Below are 18,042 nucleotides of genomic sequence, written 5' to 3'. Positions count from 1 at the left end.
AAGCGGAGCGCGGCTTCATGTCCCATCAACTTGCGATCGAGCACGACGTCATTGGCGTCGGATTCGGGCCTTCCAATCTCGCGCTCGCCATCGCATTGGACGAATGCGCGAAGCGATCACGGCTGAAATGCACGCCGCTGTTCGTGGAGAAGCAGCCGCACTTCACCTGGCATGGCGGCATGCTGCTTCCGGGCAGCGACATGCAGATATCGTTTCTCAAAGATCTGGTCTCCTTGCGCGATCCGACCAGTCCCTTCACCTTCGTGAACTACCTGCATAAGCGCGGCCGCCTACTGGATTTCATCAACTGCCGGACGTTCTATCCGAGCAGGGTCGAGTTCAACGATTACCTGCAGTGGGTGGCGAGCCATTTTAAGTCGCAGGCCGCTTACGGCGAGACCATCGTCGCCGTCGAGCCGGTGACGGCCGGGCAGACGGTGACGTCGTTGCGGGTGCATTCGCGCTCGCTCGCCGGCGGGGAGACCGTGCGGCTGGCGCGAAATCTCGTGGTCGCGGTTGGAGGCCAGCCCTATGTTCCGCAGGTGTTTGCCAAGGCTACCGACGATCGCAGGCTGCTGCATTCCAGCCGCTATCTCGACCTGATCGAGCGCGTTGTCCCGCGCGGCCGGTCCGTGCGTGTGGCCGTCGTCGGTGGCGGACAGAGCGCGACCGAGGTAACGGTCGATCTTCATGGCCGATGTCCCGAAGCGCATATCGATCTGATCTTCCGCGGCCATGCTCTCAAGCCGTCCGACAGCAGTCCCTTCGTCAACGAGATCTTCAACCCCGACTATACGGACTTCGTCTACGCGCAGCCTGCCGAGCGGCGGGATGCGATCGTCCGCAACTTCCGGAACACCAACTACGCCGTCGTCGATGCCGACCTGCTGGACCAGCTTTATCGGCTGCTCTACCAGCAGCGCGTCGGTGGCGACACAAGGGTCATGTTGCGTCCCCGCAGCGAGATTTCCAATGTGGATGCGGGACCGGACGGCATCGAGATCGGCGTGATTGACAAGTTCCGCGGCGAAAACCGTCGTTCGACTTATGACGTGGTCGTGCTGGCGACGGGATACGACAGGGAGACGCCGCACGGGTTTCTCGAACCGATCCGTCGCTACATTCGCGATGCAGCGCTGGATCGCAACTACCGGCTCGTGATCAATCCGGCGTTCCGGCCGCAGATCCACCTCCAGGGCTATTCGGAATCCTCTCACGGTCTGAGCGACACGCTGCTTTCGGTGATTGCCGTGCGGTCGCAGGAGATTGCGGAGTCTCTGCTCTCGACAATCTCGCGCCGGGAACTCATCGCCTAGAACACGATCCGGGAGAGATCGCAGCTCCAAAAGCCTTGCGCGGATGGAGATTGAAACGCATCACGAATCGTCCCGTTCTCATTACACAATAGCCGGCGTTCTCGCGGTCACCCTGCAGGCGTGCTCCGCTGTCGCTTTGGGGTTCCCCGATCTAGAACCTGTCTAATCGAGATCAACCGCAGCGTGTACGTGTGAGACAACGCCGATTGGCTTTGCTAGAGGAGTTCTTAGAACGATCTTGGAATTTCTGAAAGTCTAGCTGGAATTGACCGTGAGGAAAGCTCTCGTTCCCAAGCAGGGGCAAAGCCTTCTCCCTGAGCGAATTGCAGGCATTCTGGTTCACAGTCCGCTTGCGGCGTTGGTTGGCAGAGAGCCCGTGACGCGCATGCACTACCTCCTCGAGATTGCGTCGCTTCACACCAAGGCCGAGCTCCTGGCGCAGCCGGGCTTGGGACGTTCAGGCATGCGTCGCATCGAGAACTGGATGGCCTTTCACGGACACCGCATGCGCGACGTGAATGAGAGTCTCGATAGCGTCATCTGCCGCTTTGCGTTCCGACGTTCTTCCGTTCGGAAAGGAAACGTTCGTTCTCTCCCCTTATCGGCGTTGCCCTCGCGTTTCACGCGGGCGGCTGGTGGCTAAGGCGGTACATGCGTGGGCGCAAAGCAGGTCGATTGTTTTCAGACGCTGTCTCACGAGCTTGTGCATTGGACCGGCGCTCCCTGTCGAAGCCAGCGAGCTCGCCCGAGTGCTCGGGCGAGCTGCTGCTTGAGCTTGGTGTAGCGCCGCGGCGTACGCCAATCCTCGCGGCCCGCTACAAGCAAGGTAACGACGGCCGAGTGGCGAAGCCTGATCTGATCAGGCGCAACCACGCTGCACAGATTTGCTGCATGGCGACGTGATTGGAGCAGCCTGCGCTGCAATAGCGCGCTTGATTCCGCTTTCGATCTCTCATGTTGGTTAGGGGGCGTGTCCACGACATGTGCACCGGGAGATCAAGGCAAATCTTCCGACGGCCCACGTGAGTGAGCATGCTCTTCGCGCGCTACTCGCTGGCAGCGGACTGGTCGCGTTCGACGTGTACGCGTTCGAGCGCGGCGCCGCGCCGTGCTGCCGCGAACCGCTTGCCGTCTGGTCTGGCGCCGGCTTTCCCCGCGCCGATTGGCTCGCAGAGCGTGCCATCGGGCCCGGCACGGTCATGAAATCCGCTATTCCCGTCGGGGGCTCGAAAGTCTATATGATCCATATGTTGTCTCATCGCTTTTCCGTGGCCCCCATGATGGATTGGACCGACCGGCATTGCCGGGTGTTCCACCGTCACCTGACGCGGCGGGGATTGCTCTATACCGAGATGCTGACGACCGGCGCGATCATTCACGGCGACCGGGTGCGGCTGCTTGGGTTCGACGCGGTCGAGCACCCCGTGGCGCTTCAGCTCGGCGGATCGGATCCGCGCGAGCTCGCGGCGGCGGCACGGATCGGCGAGGACTTCGGTTATGACGAGATCAATCTCAATGTCGGCTGCCCGTCCGATCGTGTGAAGGATGGCCGTTTCGGCGCCTGTCTAATGGCCGAGCCGGAGCTGGTGGCGAGGTGCGTCGACGCGATGAAGCGCGTGGTCGCCGTTCCCGTCACGGTGAAGTGCCGCATCGGCATCGATGATCAGGATCCGGAGGTCGCGCTCGATGCGCTCGCGCGTGCGGTGGTCGCCGCGGGCAGCGATGCGTTGATCGTGCACGCCCGCAAGGCCTGGCTCAACGGCCTGTCGCCGAAGGAGAACCGCGATATCCCGCCGCTCGACTATGATCGCGTCTACCGGCTCAAGCGCGCGATGCCCGATGTGCCCGTCATCATCAACGGCGGCGTTCGGAGCATCGACGAGGCAAAGGCGCATCTTGCCCATGTCGACGGCGTGATGCTCGGCCGCGCCGCCTATCAGGAGCCGTGGCGGCTGCTCGCGGTCGACCACGAAATCTTTGGAGGGCCGGCGCCGCACGCCACCATGCAGGACGCGCTCGAGGCGATGATGCCCTACATCGAAGAGCAGCTCGCGCACGGCACGCGGCTGCACGCGATCACGCGGCATTTCGTCGGCGCATTTCATGCTGTGCCCGGCGCGCGTGCGTTCCGCCGGCATCTGGCCGAGCAGGGTGTGAAGCGCGGCGCCGGTCTCGACGTGCTGCGCGAGGCGATTACGTGTGTCGGGGCCCGCGCGCCGGCTGAGGCGGCCTGAATGAGCGGGAGCATGATCCGGAAAAGTGCGCAGCGGTTTTCCGAAAAGATCATGTTCAAACAACAGCCTAAAGCGCGAGACGATTCATCCTAATCGCATCGCGCTTTAGTCGACCGCCGTACGCGCGCGGCGGGGACTGCGCTGCTGCTCCGGATACCCTGTCAGCATCAGCGTGTCGGCGCGCACGCCCCAGCTTTCCAGCCGGTCGAGGAAGCTCATGCCGAGCAGATTGGTCTTCATCTGGCCGCGCTGCACGACGAGGGCCGGCACCGACTTCTCGACCAGCTTGCCGACGGCGAGACGGTCGAGCGTGAGCCGCGCTGCCTTGGTGTGGCCGCCTGCGGTCTCGAGATCGACGTCGTATTCAAGCATCTCGAGCGGCAGCCCGATCGCCCTTGCGGTTTCCCAGGTCAGCACCACCGACGTCGCGCCGGTATCGATCACCATCGGCGCAGTGACGCCGTTGATCTTCGCGCGCAGCGTGAATTCGCCGCCCTGGCCACGCGGGATCTGCACGGCCGGCGCCGGGGAGGCGGCTTGTGCGCGAAAAATATGCGAGACCTTGTGGCTGGCGCGCGCGATCTGGTCGGGATCGCCATAGGCGACGACGGCACCTGCCGTGCCGGCGAGCATGATCAGGACGAGCAGGAAGCGGATCATCGCGCGCCTCCAAGGGCACGCAGGCGGATCAGACGTGCTTTGGGGATCCAGCGATCGGCACTAGTCCGGCTTCCGTCATGCGCTCCGGCAAGAGGGCCATGATCGCGCGCCGGTCCGCGCTCTCCATGGCGTGCCAGCGTGCGATCTCCGGCAAGGTGCGGCCGCAGCCGAAGCACAGCTTGGTCTTGGGATCGATCATGCACACGGCGACGCACGGCGTTTCTTTGCTCATACGGACATAGTGAGGGATGATCGGGCATGTCTGCAAGCATCTCGTTAAGAGCCTGTGCCGGCACTCATGATCGGCTTGTGCCGCGGCCGACGTTTCTCGTCCGGCACGACGGAGCTCTCCGGCTGGAGCGGTGGAGAATCGTCCGAGAGTGGGGCAAGCGCGCTCATCACGCGCTCCGGCGGGAATGTGACGATCACCTCGGTGCCGATGCGCAGCTTCGATTTCAACGTGAACGTGCCACCGTGCAGGTCGATCAGGTTCTTGGCGATCGGCAGGCCGAGGCCGGCGCCCTGTTCAGCCGACTTGATCGAATTGGAGCCCTGGCCGAACGAGGCGAGCACGACCGGGATCTCGTCCTCGGGTATGCCGGAGCCGGAATCCCTCACCGAGAGATATTGTCCGCCGGAGGCGGTCCAGCCGGCCTTGAGCCAGATCTCGCCGCCCTGCGGGGTGAACTTGATCGAGTTGGAGAGCAGGTTGAGCACGACCTGGCGGATCGCGCGCTCGTCGGCCCAGAGCCGCGGCATCGCCTGCTCGAACACTTCGTGGATGGTGATGCCGCGGCTCGAGGCACGCAGCTTCATCAGATGATGGCAATCGGCGACGATGCCGACCAGGGACACCGCCTCCTCGTTGAGCTCGTAACGGCCGGCTTCGATCCGTGACAGATCGAGGATCTCGTTGATCAGGTTGAGCAGGTGCACGCCGGAATTATGGATGTCGGCGGAATATTCCTTGTAGACCGGTACCGCATGCGCGCCGAAAATCTCGCTCTTCATGACCTCTGAGAAGCCGAGGATGGCGTTCAGCGGCGTCCGCAGCTCGTGGCTCATCTGCGCGAGGAAGCGCGACTTGGCGACGTTGGCGGCTTCGGCGCGGTGGCGCGCTTCGTCCGAGATTGCCTTGGCCTGCTCCAGCTCGCCGATCAGCGCGTCCTTTTCCGCACGTGCTTCCAGCGTGGCGAAGGTGGAGGAGTGCAGGCGGTGCGCCAGCAGCACGAAATAGCCTTCGGCGGCGAGCGACAGCGCTGCCAGGATGTAATTGTCCAGCGATCCGGTCGTCACGAAGCTCAGCGCCATCGCAACCGCGACCGGCGCCGTGGCGGCGAGGGCTGCGATCGGCAGATTGGCCGCGAGCATGCTCGATACTGCGATCACCAGCAGCATCAAGAACATCATCAGCGTTTCGGTGACCATGTCGAGCACGGGATGGATCAGGATCGCCATCCAGCACAGGCCATAGAGCAGGTCGAGCACGACGAAGCGCGTCCGCCATGCGCGTGTCGCGGCCGGAGAGGCGGGCTCGGTCAGGAAGCGCCGGCAGCTGCGGATCATGGCGCTGTGGATGCAGAGCATGCCCGCGGTCCAGGCCGCGGCCGGGATCGGCTGCATCCATAGCCCGAACAGCACGCCGGTCGCCACCACCAGGAGCATCACGACATAGGAGGCGGACAGCCGGGTCTGGGCGTATTGCCGCAGCATCTCGGCGTCGAAAGCCGGCCGGGTTCCACTGGTCGACGTTAACTTGTCGCGCGCCTCGCGCACCCGCTGCGCCGCAGCCCTTCGGCTGCTCGCCGATGGCGCGCTCACCGGCTCGGCCGGAAGCTGCACGACCTCGGGCTTTTCAGCGGGGTTACTCATCAAGCAACACGGATTCCTGCCCACGCCGGACGCGGGCTTTCTGCATTGTCTATCTCTGGCAAGAAATCCTTAAGAGCTGACTTAAGGAGCTAAAGAATTACGTTAACCGAACGTTAATTCATACGCAGTCCGGGCGGCCGCTTTCATCAACCCGCGCTTCAATCATCTGAAGAAAACGAGCGTGACCAACCCGAAGACCGGCAGCAGCAGGACGGAGGTCCAGGCCATGTATCCGAAGAAGCCGGGCATTGCGACACCACTCGCTCGGGCAATTGCGTACACCATGAAATTGGGCGCGTTGCCGATGTAGGAGTTTGCGCCCATGAACACCGCACCGGCGGAAATCGCGGCAAGGGTCAAGGCGCCGTTCGTCATCAGATGCTTGGCGTCGCCTCCGGCAAGTTCAAAGAAGACCAGATAGGTCGGCGCATTGTCGAGAAAGGATGAGAGCAGGCCGGTCAACCAGAAATATGCAGCATTGTTCGGCGTGCCGTCTGCGTTGGTGACCATGTTTACGACGGAGGCAAACGCGCCGGATTTGCCGGCGTTGAGAATCGCGAGCACGGGAATGATGGTGATGAAGATCGCGGCAAACAGCTTTGCCACTTCGATCATCGGGCCCCAAGAGAAGCCGTTCGCGTCGTGGTCCTCCTTCGAGGTGACGGCGAGAGATGCGAACACGACTCCGATCATCACGGCATCGCGCAGGAGATTCTGCACCTGGAGATGCGTGCCGAGAACTTCAAATCCGCCGAGGTCGAGCTTGGCACTCAAGAGGATCGCAGCGATGATGACTCCCATCAAAGCGAAGTTGAGGCCGCCGCTGATCCGCAAGGGATTGTCCGGAGTTGGGTCCGGTTTGACGCGGCCTTCCTTGCGATAGAGATAAGTATCGATGCAAAAGAACAGGGCGAGCAGAATCCAGGCCGCGAACGTGGTCTGGGGAAGCAGGTGTGTCGTCGTCCAGAAAAAATCCACGCCGCGCAGGAACCCCAGAAACAACGGGGGATCTCCAAGGGGGGAGAGCGAACCGCCGATGTTGGACACCAGAAAGATGAAGAAGATCACGACATGCGCGTTGTGCCGCCGATCGTCATTGGCGCGGATCACCGGTCGGATCATGACCATTGAGGCGCCGGTCGTGCCGATGACGCTCGCGATCAGAGTGCCGAGAGCGAGCAGCAGCGTATTCAGGACGGGGGAGCCGTGAAGATTGCCGCGCACCACGATTCCGCCGGCGACGGTAAACAGGGCGAGGAGCAGCAGCATGAACGGGACGTATTCGAGCAGCGCCGTGTGAACGAGCGCTTGGACGGTTGGAAGCGGGCCGTACCAGATTGCAAGCGGCAGCGCGATCAGGGTGGCCCACATCGCGGCAATCTTGCCTTGGTGATGCTCCCAGAAGTGAGGCGCGGCGAGCGGAAATATGGCGATCGAGAGCAGCATCCCCGCGAATGGAAGCGCCCATTGCGGGCCAATGCTGGCACCATCGAGCGATGCGGCAAGCGCCTGCGAAGGTGATGCCAGCAGGGCCAGGAGCGCGACCGGGAACAGGCGCGCAACAACAGCAAGGACGGCGGCGATCACGTTAGGCAAGGCTTCCCCCCGGAAGTCTATGATTGTTTCGGTCGGCGCGCTTTACGGAACGCCGTCGCGACGGATGTCGCGACGACGTTCAAAGCCGGCTACGCCGAACCAGGCCGCAACAGAGCGTCAGCGTTGCAGGCGTGCGAGCAGGCTCGACGTATCCCAGCGCTTGCCGCCCATCTTCTCGACCTCGGAATAAAACTGATCGACGAGCGCGGTCACCGGCAGATTGGCGCCGTTGCGGCGGGCTTCGGCCAGCGCGATCGAGAGGTCCTTGCGCATCCATTCGACCGCGAAGCCGAAATCGTACTTGTCCTCGTTCATGGTCTTGTAGCGGTTCTCCATTTGCCAGGACTGGGCGGCCCCTTTCGAGATGGTCTCGATCACAGCGGCGACGTCGAGGCCGCTCTTCTTGGCGAAATGGATGCCCTCGGAGAGGCCCTGCACCAGACCGGCGATGCAGATCTGGTTGACCATCTTGGTCAACTGGCCGCTTCCGGCGGGCCCGAGCAGCTTGCACATCCGCGCATAGGCGCCCGTGATGATCGGCTCGGCGCCGGAATAGGCGTCCTGCGCGCCGCCGCACATCACCGTCAGAACGCCGTTCTCGGCGCCGGCCTGGCCGCCGGAGACGGGGGCGTCGACGAATTTGAAGCCGGCCTTGGTCGCGGCTGCGTCGAGGTCACGGGCGACCTCGGCGGAGGCAGTGGTGTGGTCGACGAAGGTCGCACCCTTCTTCATGCCGGCGAAGGCGCCGTCGGGGCCGATCGTGACCGCGCGCAGATCGTTGTCGTTGCCGACGCAGCACATCACGAAATCCTGACCCTCGGCGGCGGCCTTCGGGGTCGGTGCGGTCTTGCCGCCGAACTTGTCCGCCCATTCCTTCGCCTTCGCCGCGGTGCGGTTGTAGACGGTGACCTCATGGCCCCCTTTTTTCACGAGGTGTCCGGCCATGGGGAAGCCCATCACGCCAAGACCTAGGAAAGCGACTTTAGCCATAGTGGTACCTTGTCCGTAGTTCGGGTTTACGGTTCTTGCCAAGCGAGGGATGCCTGGGTTCCGCGGTGAGGGCGGACCGGAGGCGCACCATAAACCCTTGAGGCCAGAGGGCAACGGCTTCGTTTGGCGGCCTGCCGTGCTAGGGTGGCGACCCAAGGACTTCAAAACAAGGGAGCGAGAGCATGGGCGGCGTGAGCGTAGGCGTCCTCGATCATTTCAACATCCGGACCCGGAATCTGGCCGAGACCGTCCGCTTCTACGAAGACGTGCTGGGCCTGGAAAAAGGCGCGCGGCCGAACTTCGCCTTCCCGGGCGCCTGGATGTACAGCGAGGGCAGGCCGGTGGTTCACCTCGTCGACATTTCCCCGACCGACGAGCCACAAAAGCCGGATTCCGGCGTTGTCCACCATGTCGCCTTCGCCAGTCGCGGCTTTGACGGTATGAAACAGCGGCTGGCGTCAAAGAAGATCAAGTTCGAGGCCCGCCAGGTGCCCGGTGGCGATCTCTGGCAGATCTTCGTCCACGACCCCAACGGGGTCATGATCGAGCTGAACTACGAGGCCGCCCTGGAGCAGGGGGCGGCGCCGGCCGAAAAGGCGGACGATATCGGCAGACAGTAGCCTTTTGGGCGTTTCCGCTCTAATGGGGCATCCTCAACTGCAGGAGATGCGCTTTGAGCGTGACGCAGCAACAGGTTCTCGATAGCCTCGCCAGGGTCCAGTCGCCCCGCGGGGTCGCGCTTCCCCATGCCAATGTGCTGAGCGCGATCAGCGCCTCCGACGGCAAGGTATTCTTCTCGATCAATGTCGACGCCGCCGAGGCAAGAGCCTGGGAATCCGTCCGGGCCGAAGCGGAAGCCGCCGTGCGCAGCATTCCCGGTGTCACCACCGTCATGGTGGCGCTGACCGCCGAGCGCAAGCCGGGCTCCGCGCCGCTGCCACCCCCGCAGCCGAGCCGCGGCGCGCCCGGCGTGCAGCCGGCCCATGCCCACAAGCCGCCCCAGGGCGGGGGGTCGCCGATGGCGCGGCAATCGGAAATTCCCGGCGTTGCCGCCGTAATCGCGGTCGCCTCCGGCAAGGGCGGCGTCGGAAAGTCGACCACGGCGCTCAATCTGGCGCTCGGCCTGCGCGACCTCGGCCTCAAGGTCGGGCTGCTCGACGCCGATATCTACGGCCCCTCGGTGCCGCGCCTGACGGGCCTGCGCGACAAGCCGGAGCTGAACGACGAGCGCAAGATGATTCCGCTTCGGCGCTTCGGGCTCGCCATCATGTCGATCGGCTTCCTGGTCGAGGAGGAGACCGCCATGATCTGGCGCGGCCCGATGGTGATGTCGGCGGTGACGCAGATGCTGCGCGACGTCGAATGGGGCAAGCTCGACGTGCTGGTCGTCGACATGCCGCCGGGCACCGGCGATGCCCAGCTCACGCTGGCGCAGAACGTGCCGCTCAAGGGCGCCGTGATCGTCTCGACCCCGCAGGACCTGTCCCTGATCGATGCACGGCGGGGGCTTGCCATGTTCAAGAAGGTCAACGTGCCCGTGCTCGGCATCGTCGAGAATATGAGCTACTTCCAATGTCCGCATTGCGGCACCAAGTCGGATATTTTCGGCCATGGCGGGGCGCGGCACGAGGCCGAGAAGCTCGGCGTCCCATTCCTGGGCGAGATCCCCCTGCACATGGCGATTCGCGCCACCTCGGACGCCGGCAATCCCGTGGTCGACAGCGAGCCGGACGGCCCTCATGCGGCGATCTACCGCGCCATTGCCGGCCAGGTCCGGGACCAGCTCAAGGGTGTCATCGCCGCGGCCTGAATGGGGGGCACCGCGGCAGGCTCCGGGGCATGCGACTTTCGTAGAGCCCCGTCATGTCATTGTCGCGTTCCGAAACCGGGCTGGCCGTGTTAAAGGCCCCCCGCAGTCAAGCCCCTTCGGTTCGACGCGACCTCAACGCGTCGCCGGAACGAGCGGCGGCAAGAAGAGAAGTCAAGGGGAAACGCCCCAGCAAGGAGAGACCTGAAGATGAAGCGTCGTGATTTTCTCAAAGTGTCGGCAGCAGGCGCGGCGGCGACCGCGGTGGCCTCGCCGGCGATCGCACAGTCCTCGCCCGAGGTGAAGTGGCGCCTGACTTCGAGCTTCCCGAAGTCGCTCGACACCATCTATGGCGGCGCCGAGCAGGTGGCGAAGTACGTCGCCGAGATGACTGACAACAAGTTCCAGATTCAGGTGTTCGCCGCCGGCGAAATCGTCCCCGGCCTCCAGGCGCTCGATGCGACCTCGAACGGCACGGTCGATATGTGCCACACCGTCTCGTACTATTACGTCGGCAAGGACCCCACCTTCGCGATCTTCGCCTCGGTGCCGTTCGGCCTCAACGCGCGTCAGCAGAATTCGTGGCTCTATCAGGGCGGCGGCAACGAGCTCGCCAACGAGTTCTTCAAGAAGTCGAACGTGATCGGCTTCCCATGCGGCAACACCGGTACCCAGATGGGCGGCTGGTTCCGCAAGGAGATCAAGACCGTTGCCGACCTCTCCGGCCTCAAGATGCGCATCGGCGGCATTGCCGGCCAGGTGCTGCAGAAGGTCGGCGTGGTGCCGCAGCAGCTCGCCGGCGGCGACATTTATCCCGCGCTGGAGAAGGGCACGATCGACGCCGCCGAGTGGGTCGGCCCCTACGATGACGAGAAGCTCGGCTTCGCCAAGGTCGCCAAGTACTACTACTACCCCGGCTTCTGGGAGGGCGGTCCGACCGTCCACGCCTTCGCCAACCTGGAAAAGTTCAATGCGCTGCCGAAGAGCTACCAGGCGATCCTCACCAACGCGACGGCGAACGCCAACAGCTGGATGGCTGCGCGCTACGACATGCAGAACCCGGCGGCGCTGAAGCGCCTGGTCGCCGGCGGCACCCAGCTTCGTCCGTTCACCAACGAGGTGCTGGAAGCCTGCCTCAAGGCGACCAACGAGCTGTGGGCCGAGGTTTCTGGCAAGAACGCCGACTTCAAAAAGGCCATTGACTCCATGCAGGCCTACCGCTCCGACGAATATCTGTGGTGGCAGGTTGCCGAATATACCTACGATAGCTTCATGATCCGCTCGCGCACCCGCGGCTGATCTACGGCTTAGGTCGTAAGACCACTAGCCCGGCCTCCCCAGGAGGCCGGGCTTTTTCTTTGCGATCGGGATGGCATTCGGTCCCGTGATGCTCCATTCTGTCGGCAAGCCTCGCAAAGAAGGCTCCACAATTAGATCCATCAGGGTAGGAAATCATGAAGAGAAGAGACTTCATCAAGGTCACAGGACTTGGTGCGGCCGGCGCCGCCACGCTCGCGGCTCCCGCGATCGCGCAGTCGATGCCGGAAATCAAATGGCGCATGCCGACGAGCTGGCCGAAATCGCTCGACACGCTGTTTGGCGGCGCCGAGATGATGTGCAAGATGGTTGCCGAGGCGACCGACAACAAATTCCAGATCCAGATCTTCGCGGCCGGCGAAATCGTGCCGGGCCTGCAGGTGCTCGACGCCGTGCAGAACGGCACCTGCGAGATCGGCCACACCGCGTCCTATTATTATTTCGGCAAGGACCCGACCTTCACCTTCGGCTCGGCCGTGCCGTTCGGTCCCAACATGCGCATCAACCAGGCCTGGTACATGCTGGGCGGCGGCCGCGACGTGCTCAACGAGTTCTACAAGAGCTACAACGTCGTCTCGCTGCTCGCGGGCAACACCGGCTGCCAGATGGGCGGCTGGTTCAGGAAAGAGGTCAACACGCCCGACGATCTCAAAGGCATGAAGTTCCGCATCGGCGGCTTCACCGGCCGCGTGCTCCAGAAGCTCGGCGTGGTGCCGCAGCAGCTCGCCGGCGGTGACATCTATCCGGCGCTGGAGAAGGGCACGATCGACGCCGCCGAATGGGTCGGGCCTTATGACGACGAGAAGCTCGGCTTCTACAAGATCGCGCCGCACTACTACTACCCCGGCTGGTGGGAAGGCGGTCCGATGCTGATGGCTTTCGTCAACCTCGACAAATGGAACGCGCTGCCGAAATATTACCAGAGCGTGCTGGAGCAGGCCGGCCACTACGCCAACAATTACATGATGGCGCGCTACGACAACGCCAATCCGCTGGCGCTGAGGAAGCTGCTCGCGGGCGGCACCAAGCTGCACGCCTTCTCGCCCGCGATCATGGATGCCTGCTACAAGGCGGCCAAGGAGCTGCACGCCGAAGTCGCTGCGACCAATCCGAACTTCAAGAAGGTGAACGACTCGCTCGCCAAGTTCACGAGCGACGGCTATTCCTGGTTCCAGGTGGCCGAGGTCGGCTACGACATCTTCATGGCGCGGCGCTCGCAGAGCTGATCGCGTCCCGATCGGATGCGGCACGCCCCGGAGCGAAAGACTCCGGGGCGTTGTCGCTGCTGTTGGGAGGGCGTCCAACCAAAACGTCGAAAACAACCCCATGCACAGTAGACCGGGGCAGCGATATCAATGACTTGACTTCGTTACCACGAGAGATTGCGAAATTACCGAAATTTTTGACCCGTCGGGCAAAACAGTGGTAGACATGCATCATCGCCCGATCCGAAATCGTGGCGCTGAACGATGCCCCCGATGCGCTTCGATCCCGATGAAATTCAAAGAGCGCTGCGCAAGGCCTGGTCGATGTCCTTTTCCGTTAGTGCCGGCGCGCGTCGTAATGGAAAGGTCCGCGCGTTGGGGCAAGCTGGTCGTAGCAGCCGAGCATATTGCCGCCAGAGGCGGACCATCGGTCGGCTTTCGAGCATCGGAAGCGCGGCTAGCGAACGACGCCTGCTGCGTCTCTTGCGCTTGGCATGAGCCAGTCGAGCCCGAGCAGGGCAGCTTCGAGAATGACGAAGGCGACAATGCCGCCGATCCAGCCGAAGAACACGATCGAAAAGGTGCCGAGCAGGATCGCGCAGAAGACGTCGGCGAGCACCTTGCAAATGCGGAAGGCTTGGTCTTCGCCAGATGGAAAATACGACATCGGGCTCCTCCAGGCGCTCATCCTGAGCGCTTGGATTTAACGACACGCCAAAACGAATGTTCCGTGGGTCAATCTTCGGCCGGCGATGATCATGTGGTCGATGACCGGGTTCATGCGCAGCGCTGGCTTACACCGACCTGACAAGGAGAGGCTATTCGGCGCTTTTTCGCTGGCCGCGGCGCCCCGAATGCTGGAAAAGAGCGCAGATGCGGCGCGAGCGGTGCGGTATCAGGAACGTCCAGCGGATATGCGATGCGGCTTCTGATCGTCGAGGACAATGCTGAGCTGTCGCGGCTCGTGGCCGGTGGGCTGGCCGCAGCCGGCTATGAGAGCGACATCGTGGGCAGCGCGGCCGAGGCGCGCGAGGCGGTGAACAGCGTCAGCTATGCCGCGATGATCCTCGACCTCGGTCTGCCCGATGCCGACGGCCTGTCGGTGCTGCGCGAGTTGCGTCACCAGATGGAGCCGCTGCCGGTCTTGGTGCTGACTGCGCGCGGCGGCTTGCAGGACCGCGTCACCGGCCTGCGCAGCGGCGCCGATGATTATCTGGCAAAACCGTTTGCGATGGAGGAGCTGGTGGCGCGGCTGGAGGCCATCCTGCGCCGCCCCGGCCAGTTGCTCGGCCGCTCGCTCACTCTCGCCAACCTCGTCTACGACACCGAGAGCCGGCAGATCTTCGTCGACGACCAGCCGCGGATCATCTCCGCGCGCGAGACCTCGGTGCTCGAGATCCTGCTGCGCCGGCAGGGGCGGGTGGTACCGAAGAAGAATGTCGAAGACCACATCTTCGGTCTCGAAGGCGACGTCGCCTCCAATGCGATCGAGGTCTACGTGTCGCGGCTGCGCAAGCAGCTGACTGAACACGGCGCCAAGGTCGTGATCCATACGATCCGTGGCGTCGGCTATCTCATGACCGAGGAGAAATAGCGTGCCCGCCGCGGGCCGTGCCGGATCGCTGACCTTCAAATCGCTGATCTCGCGCATCGTGTTTCTGCACATCGTCGCGGTCGCGATGGTCGCGATCTTCCTGCCGCTGGTGTTGTTCTGGCTGCTCAACTCCGAGATCGACCAGTTGCATCGCGATGCCATGCGCGCGCAGGCCGAGGTGCTGGCGGAGCGCATCGTCGCGCAGCCGGACGGCACGTTGACCTTCAACCTGCCCGACAGCCTCAAGGGGCTTTATTCGGACGCCTACGGCCGCTACCAGTTCGACATTCGCGATGCCGACGGAAGGTTGCTGTTCTCCTCGCACCGGCGTTCCGCCGCGACGGCGCCCTCCCGTTCCTCCGACACCGTCTCCGGCGCCAGCGTCACGCGAGACGTTGCCGGCAAGACGGTGCGCATCCAGGTTGCCGAGGATCTGGCCCACCGGGACGTCATCATCGACGATATCGTCTCGAACTTTTTTCGGCGGGTCGGGTGGATCACCGTCCCGATCCTCCTGGTCCTGCTTGCCATCGACATCATCATCTTCCGCCGCGCGATCGCGCCGTTGTGGAAGGCCTCCCAGGAGGCCAGCAACATCGGCCCTGCACGCACCGACATTCGCCTGCCGACCGAGCAGATTCCGCGCGAGATCGTGCCGCTGGTCACCGCCGTGAACCAGGCGCTCGACCGCCTCGAGGCCGGCTTTCGCGTGCAGCGGCAGTTCACGGCGGATGCCGCGCATCAATTGCGCACGCCGCTGGCGATCCTGCGCACGCGGATCGAGACGCTCGGCGACGGCGCCGAACGGCAGGCGCTGCATGCCGACATCGAGGCCATGAGCCGGATCGTCGCCCAGCTGCTTGAGATCGCCGAGCTCGACACCCTGGTGCTCGATCCCCGCGAGGCCGCGGATTTGCGCGCCGTCTGTGCCGAGGTGGTCGGCTCGATCGCCCCTTTCGCGATCGCGCAACGCAAGGACATCGCGCTGAAGGGCACCGACGCACCGGTCCTGATCCACGGCAATTCGGAGATGCTGCAGCGCGCGGTGTTCAATCTTGCCGAAAACGCCATCAAGTTCACGGCGGAGGGCACCACCGTCGAGGTCGAGGTGGGGGAGGACGGTTCGGTGCGGGTGCGCGATTCCGGCCCGGGGATCGCGGAGGCTGAGCGCGAGCTGATCTTCCAGCGCTTCTGGCGCGCCGACCGCCGGCGCAGCGACGGTGCGGGGCTGGGACTCTCGATCGTGCGCGCCGTAGCGGACGATCACGCCGCCACGGTCGCGGTGCAGAACCTCCCCGGCGGCGGTGCGGAGTTCACGCTGCGGTTTCGGCTGGCGGACAAGGTCACGATGGGGGAGGAACTGGCCCGACAATGACAATGCACCTCGTGCGCGGAGCAGGGAGGCCCGGATGGCGCTTGAGGTATGTATGACACTGTCATATCTTGCGTTGTAGAGCACTGAAGGGGAACCACATGCGGACCAGCAAGCCGATCACCGTGACTCTTGGCCCGCAGCGCGCGAGCCTGGAAGCCCGCCTGAAGTCAGGCGAATATGCCTCTGCCAGCGAAGTCATGCGCTCGGCCCTCCGCGCCCTCGATCGTCAGGATGCCGCGCTTGACGAATATCTGGCCGCCAAGGTCCAAGCTTCGGTCCAGGATCCTCGCCCAAGCGTTGCTGCGAGCGATGTTTTCAAGCGCCTGCGGACTCGTCACGCCAGAAACGTGAAGGCAGCCAAGCGTGGCACTTAAGGTCGTATTCCGACCGGAGGCGGAGGCCGATCTGGTCGGCCTTTACGAGTACATCGCAGAACGTGCCGGCTACCGAATTGCAGGCGGCTATATCGACCGTATCGAGAAGGCATGCATGGCTCTCGCCACCTTTCCCAAACGTGGGACCAGTCGCGACGATCTTCTTCCAGGTCTGCGTACCGTCGGATTCGAGCGGCGCGTGACGATCGCGTTCCGTGTCCTGAAGACAGAGGTCGAGATCGTCACAATCGCATATGCCGGACGTCATTTCGAAGACGATCTCTGAACGCTTCCTGTTCCTGACGAAACAGCTTCGCTCGGTCTCGTTCGCCGTGGAGGGCGGCAAGCCTGAAAGTGAAACGCGGCGACCGAGCCGCTATTTCAGCTTGCCGGTGGACAGGTCCATGATCATGCGTGTCGTCAGATACAGCCGCGGCACGATGCTGCCCACCTGCACATATTCGGCATCGTTGGAGTGCGCGCCGAAGGCCGACAGGCCCATGCCTTCCACCACGGCTCCTTTGGATTGCAGCGCGGCGAAAGCCGCGTCGGTGCCGCCGCCGATGGCCTTCTCGTCGACCTTGAGGGATAGTCCGATCTCCCCATAGATCGTCTTGCCATAGGCCGCCACCCGGCGCGAGGCCTCACTGGGTTCGAGCGGTGGGCGCCGCACCTCGAACTTCAGCTCGACTCTGGAATCGGGCAGCAGGCGATTCTTGATCTTGTCCTGCAGCGCCTTCTGCAACTCGTCGAAGTCGGACACCTTGAGGGCGCGCGCGTCGGCCTGGGCCGTCGCCTCGGCAGGGATCACATTGCGGTTGGTTCCGGACTTGGACACCGTCCAATTCAGCTTCAGGCCCTGCTCGGGCTTGGACAAGTCCTTCATCTGCAGCACCTGGTGCGAGAGCTCGTACAGCGCATTCACGCCGCCTTCGGGCCGTGCGCCGGCATGTGACGACTTGCCATGCACGGTGAGATAGGCCGAGCCGATGCCGCTGGTGGCGAGGCGCAGCGTGCCGTCGGTGCCGCCGCCTTCGAACGAGAACACCACGTCCTGATCCGATGCGAGCTTGGTGATGGTGCTGCGCCAGCCGGGCGAGGAGATCTCCTCGTCGCCGTTCGTGAGCACCGTGAGCGTGCCGTAATCCCTGAAGTTCAGCTTCTGCAGCAATGCTACGGTATGGAGAATGAGCGCGATGCCCTGCTTGTCGTCGGCAATGCCGAGCCCGTAGGCCTTGTCGCCGTCGATGCGGAACGGCTGGTCCTTCAGCATGCCCTTCAGGTACACCGTGTCCATGTGGGCAATCAGCATGATCTTCTTGGACCCCGTGCCCTTGAACACGGCGTGTACGGCCGGCCCGATCTTTTCGGGGGTGTCGTCGAGGCGATAGATGTCAGTCGGCTGCAGGATCTCCACCGTGCCGCCGAGTTGCTTGAGCTGACCGGCAATGCGCTCGGCGATCTGGTTCAGGCCTTCGATGTCCTTGCTGCCGGATTCGATGTTGACGAGATCGCGCAGCGTGTCGAGCAGCGGCTGCTGTTCCTTCTGCGCCAGCGCATGGACGTTGGCGACCGGCTCGGCGTGCACCAGCGTTGCGGCAGATGCCAGCCAGAGTGAGGCGATCAACGTTCCAAAGAACGTGGAAGCGAGGTGCGATCGGGGCATGAGCGGACAGTCCTTCGGTTGAAGAAGGAGCCGATA

At 63.6% G+C, this 18,042-nt stretch carries 17 protein-coding genes; 10 read left to right on the top strand and 7 right to left on the bottom strand.

Features of this window, described 5'->3' with window-relative positions; translation table 11 throughout:
• The first annotated feature begins 17 nt into the window (after positions 1-17).
• Together I6F24_RS11335 and dusA are read left to right on the top strand one after the other, a co-directional pair.
• Positions 18-1,316: a lysine N(6)-hydroxylase/L-ornithine N(5)-oxygenase family protein gene (locus I6F24_RS11335; protein ID WP_036001610.1), complete on the top strand. Its 1,299-nt coding sequence runs from the start codon at positions 18-20 to the stop codon at positions 1,314-1,316.
• Positions 1,317-2,563: 1,247 nt separating this feature from the next.
• The gene (dusA, locus tag I6F24_RS11330) at positions 2,564-3,550 is read left to right on the top strand and encodes a tRNA dihydrouridine(20/20a) synthase DusA (protein WP_225149729.1); all 987 of its coding nucleotides are present in this window, start codon (positions 2,564-2,566) and stop codon (positions 3,548-3,550) included.
• A 105-nt stretch (positions 3,551-3,655) separates the two neighbouring features.
• Here the strand turns inward: dusA and I6F24_RS11325 are convergent, their stop codons facing one another.
• From I6F24_RS11325 to I6F24_RS11305, 5 genes are all read right to left on the bottom strand, one after another.
• A complete protein-coding gene (locus I6F24_RS11325) occupies positions 3,656-4,210 on the bottom strand; it encodes a TIGR02281 family clan AA aspartic protease (RefSeq protein ID WP_036001607.1) in 555 nt (184 codons plus the stop codon).
• A 28-nt stretch (positions 4,211-4,238) separates the two neighbouring features.
• Positions 4,239-4,442, bottom strand: a complete 204-nt coding sequence (locus I6F24_RS11320; protein ID WP_036022214.1) for a DUF1289 domain-containing protein — start codon at positions 4,440-4,442, stop codon at positions 4,239-4,241.
• Between the two features lie 44 nt (positions 4,443-4,486).
• Positions 4,487-6,082 carry a HAMP domain-containing sensor histidine kinase gene (locus I6F24_RS11315; protein WP_036001601.1) on the bottom strand — a complete coding sequence of 532 codons (1,596 nt, stop codon included), beginning with the start codon at positions 6,080-6,082 and terminating at the stop codon, positions 4,487-4,489.
• A 162-nt stretch (positions 6,083-6,244) separates the two neighbouring features.
• Complete coding sequence (locus I6F24_RS11310; protein ID WP_225149730.1) at positions 6,245-7,669, bottom strand: sodium:proton antiporter; 1,425 nt, start codon at positions 7,667-7,669, stop codon at positions 6,245-6,247.
• Positions 7,670-7,795: 126 nt separating this feature from the next.
• Complete coding sequence (locus I6F24_RS11305; RefSeq protein ID WP_036022216.1) at positions 7,796-8,668, bottom strand: NAD(P)-dependent oxidoreductase; 873 nt, start codon at positions 8,666-8,668, stop codon at positions 7,796-7,798.
• 182 nt (positions 8,669-8,850) lie between these two features.
• Between I6F24_RS11305 and I6F24_RS11300 the strand changes: the two genes are divergently transcribed.
• From I6F24_RS11300 to I6F24_RS11285, 4 genes are all read left to right on the top strand, one after another.
• Positions 8,851-9,288: a VOC family protein gene (locus tag I6F24_RS11300; RefSeq protein WP_036001594.1), complete on the top strand. Its 438-nt coding sequence runs from the start codon at positions 8,851-8,853 to the stop codon at positions 9,286-9,288.
• Between the two features lie 53 nt (positions 9,289-9,341).
• Positions 9,342-10,478, top strand: coding sequence for an Mrp/NBP35 family ATP-binding protein (locus I6F24_RS11295; RefSeq protein WP_036022219.1), 1,137 nt, complete (start codon positions 9,342-9,344; stop codon positions 10,476-10,478).
• Positions 10,479-10,685: 207 nt separating this feature from the next.
• Positions 10,686-11,774, top strand: coding sequence for a TRAP transporter substrate-binding protein (locus I6F24_RS11290; RefSeq protein ID WP_036001589.1), 1,089 nt, complete (start codon positions 10,686-10,688; stop codon positions 11,772-11,774).
• Between the two features lie 155 nt (positions 11,775-11,929).
• Positions 11,930-13,018, top strand: a complete 1,089-nt coding sequence (locus I6F24_RS11285; protein ID WP_036001586.1) for a TRAP transporter substrate-binding protein — start codon at positions 11,930-11,932, stop codon at positions 13,016-13,018.
• A 436-nt stretch (positions 13,019-13,454) separates the two neighbouring features.
• On the opposite strand, the gene I6F24_RS11280 is transcribed toward I6F24_RS11285, so the two are convergent.
• Entirely contained in the window at positions 13,455-13,664 is a 210-nt protein-coding gene (locus I6F24_RS11280; RefSeq protein WP_036001583.1) for a hypothetical protein, read from the bottom strand.
• A gap of 252 nt (positions 13,665-13,916) precedes the next feature.
• On the opposite strand from I6F24_RS11280, the gene I6F24_RS11275 reads away from it, so the two are divergent.
• The 4 genes from I6F24_RS11275 to I6F24_RS11260 all read left to right on the top strand — a co-directional run bounded on the left by I6F24_RS11275 (position 13,917) and on the right by I6F24_RS11260 (position 16,626).
• A complete protein-coding gene (locus I6F24_RS11275; protein WP_057028815.1) occupies positions 13,917-14,591 on the top strand; it encodes a response regulator transcription factor in 675 nt (224 codons plus the stop codon).
• A gap of 85 nt (positions 14,592-14,676) precedes the next feature.
• Positions 14,677-15,966, top strand: a complete 1,290-nt coding sequence (locus I6F24_RS11270) for an ATP-binding protein (RefSeq protein WP_225149731.1) — start codon at positions 14,677-14,679, stop codon at positions 15,964-15,966.
• 98 nt (positions 15,967-16,064) lie between these two features.
• Positions 16,065-16,340, top strand: a complete 276-nt coding sequence (locus tag I6F24_RS11265; RefSeq protein WP_036022224.1) for a type II toxin-antitoxin system ParD family antitoxin — start codon at positions 16,065-16,067, stop codon at positions 16,338-16,340.
• Complete coding sequence (locus tag I6F24_RS11260) at positions 16,330-16,626, top strand: type II toxin-antitoxin system RelE/ParE family toxin (protein ID WP_036034500.1); 297 nt, start codon at positions 16,330-16,332, stop codon at positions 16,624-16,626. Before I6F24_RS11265 ends, I6F24_RS11260 begins: the two co-directional genes overlap by 11 nt.
• A 90-nt stretch (positions 16,627-16,716) precedes the next feature.
• Here I6F24_RS11260 and I6F24_RS11255 read toward each other — a convergent pair whose 3' ends face one another.
• The gene (locus I6F24_RS11255) at positions 16,717-18,006 is read right to left on the bottom strand and encodes a M20/M25/M40 family metallo-hydrolase (RefSeq protein ID WP_036034498.1); all 1,290 of its coding nucleotides are present in this window, start codon (positions 18,004-18,006) and stop codon (positions 16,717-16,719) included.
• Between the last annotated feature and the right edge of the window lie 36 nt (positions 18,007-18,042).

It is taken from the genome of Bradyrhizobium sp. BRP23 (assembly GCF_020194135.1).
In the GTDB taxonomy this organism is placed as follows: Bacteria; Pseudomonadota; Alphaproteobacteria; order Rhizobiales; family Xanthobacteraceae; genus Bradyrhizobium; species Bradyrhizobium yuanmingense.
This window is presented reverse-complemented; position numbering and strand designations above follow the sequence as displayed.

What these genes read in the sequence shown, in the direction of transcription:
- I6F24_RS11335 (WP_036001610.1), top strand. Translation starts at nt 18, where the DNA reads ATGTCCCATCAACTTGCGATCGAGCACGACGTCATTGGCGTCGGATTC.
- I6F24_RS11325 (WP_036001607.1), bottom strand. Translation starts at nt 4,210, where the DNA reads ATGATCCGCTTCCTGCTCGTCCTGATCATGCTCGCCGGCACGGCAGGT.
- I6F24_RS11265 (WP_036022224.1), top strand. Translation starts at nt 16,065, where the DNA reads ATGCGGACCAGCAAGCCGATCACCGTGACTCTTGGCCCGCAGCGCGCG.
- I6F24_RS11270 (WP_225149731.1), top strand. Translation starts at nt 14,677, where the DNA reads ATGGTCGCGATCTTCCTGCCGCTGGTGTTGTTCTGGCTGCTCAACTCC.
- I6F24_RS11315 (WP_036001601.1), bottom strand. Translation starts at nt 6,082, where the DNA reads ATGAGTAACCCCGCTGAAAAGCCCGAGGTCGTGCAGCTTCCGGCCGAG.
- I6F24_RS11280 (WP_036001583.1), bottom strand. Translation starts at nt 13,664, where the DNA reads ATGTCGTATTTTCCATCTGGCGAAGACCAAGCCTTCCGCATTTGCAAG.
- I6F24_RS11255 (WP_036034498.1), bottom strand. Translation starts at nt 18,006, where the DNA reads ATGCCCCGATCGCACCTCGCTTCCACGTTCTTTGGAACGTTGATCGCC.
- I6F24_RS11290 (WP_036001589.1), top strand. Translation starts at nt 10,686, where the DNA reads ATGAAGCGTCGTGATTTTCTCAAAGTGTCGGCAGCAGGCGCGGCGGCG.
- I6F24_RS11320 (WP_036022214.1), bottom strand. Translation starts at nt 4,442, where the DNA reads ATGAGCAAAGAAACGCCGTGCGTCGCCGTGTGCATGATCGATCCCAAG.
- I6F24_RS11275 (WP_057028815.1), top strand. Translation starts at nt 13,917, where the DNA reads ATGCGGCTTCTGATCGTCGAGGACAATGCTGAGCTGTCGCGGCTCGTG.
- I6F24_RS11305 (WP_036022216.1), bottom strand. Translation starts at nt 8,668, where the DNA reads ATGGCTAAAGTCGCTTTCCTAGGTCTTGGCGTGATGGGCTTCCCCATG.
- dusA (WP_225149729.1), top strand. Translation starts at nt 2,564, where the DNA reads ATGTTGTCTCATCGCTTTTCCGTGGCCCCCATGATGGATTGGACCGAC.
- I6F24_RS11300 (WP_036001594.1), top strand. Translation starts at nt 8,851, where the DNA reads ATGGGCGGCGTGAGCGTAGGCGTCCTCGATCATTTCAACATCCGGACC.
- I6F24_RS11285 (WP_036001586.1), top strand. Translation starts at nt 11,930, where the DNA reads ATGAAGAGAAGAGACTTCATCAAGGTCACAGGACTTGGTGCGGCCGGC.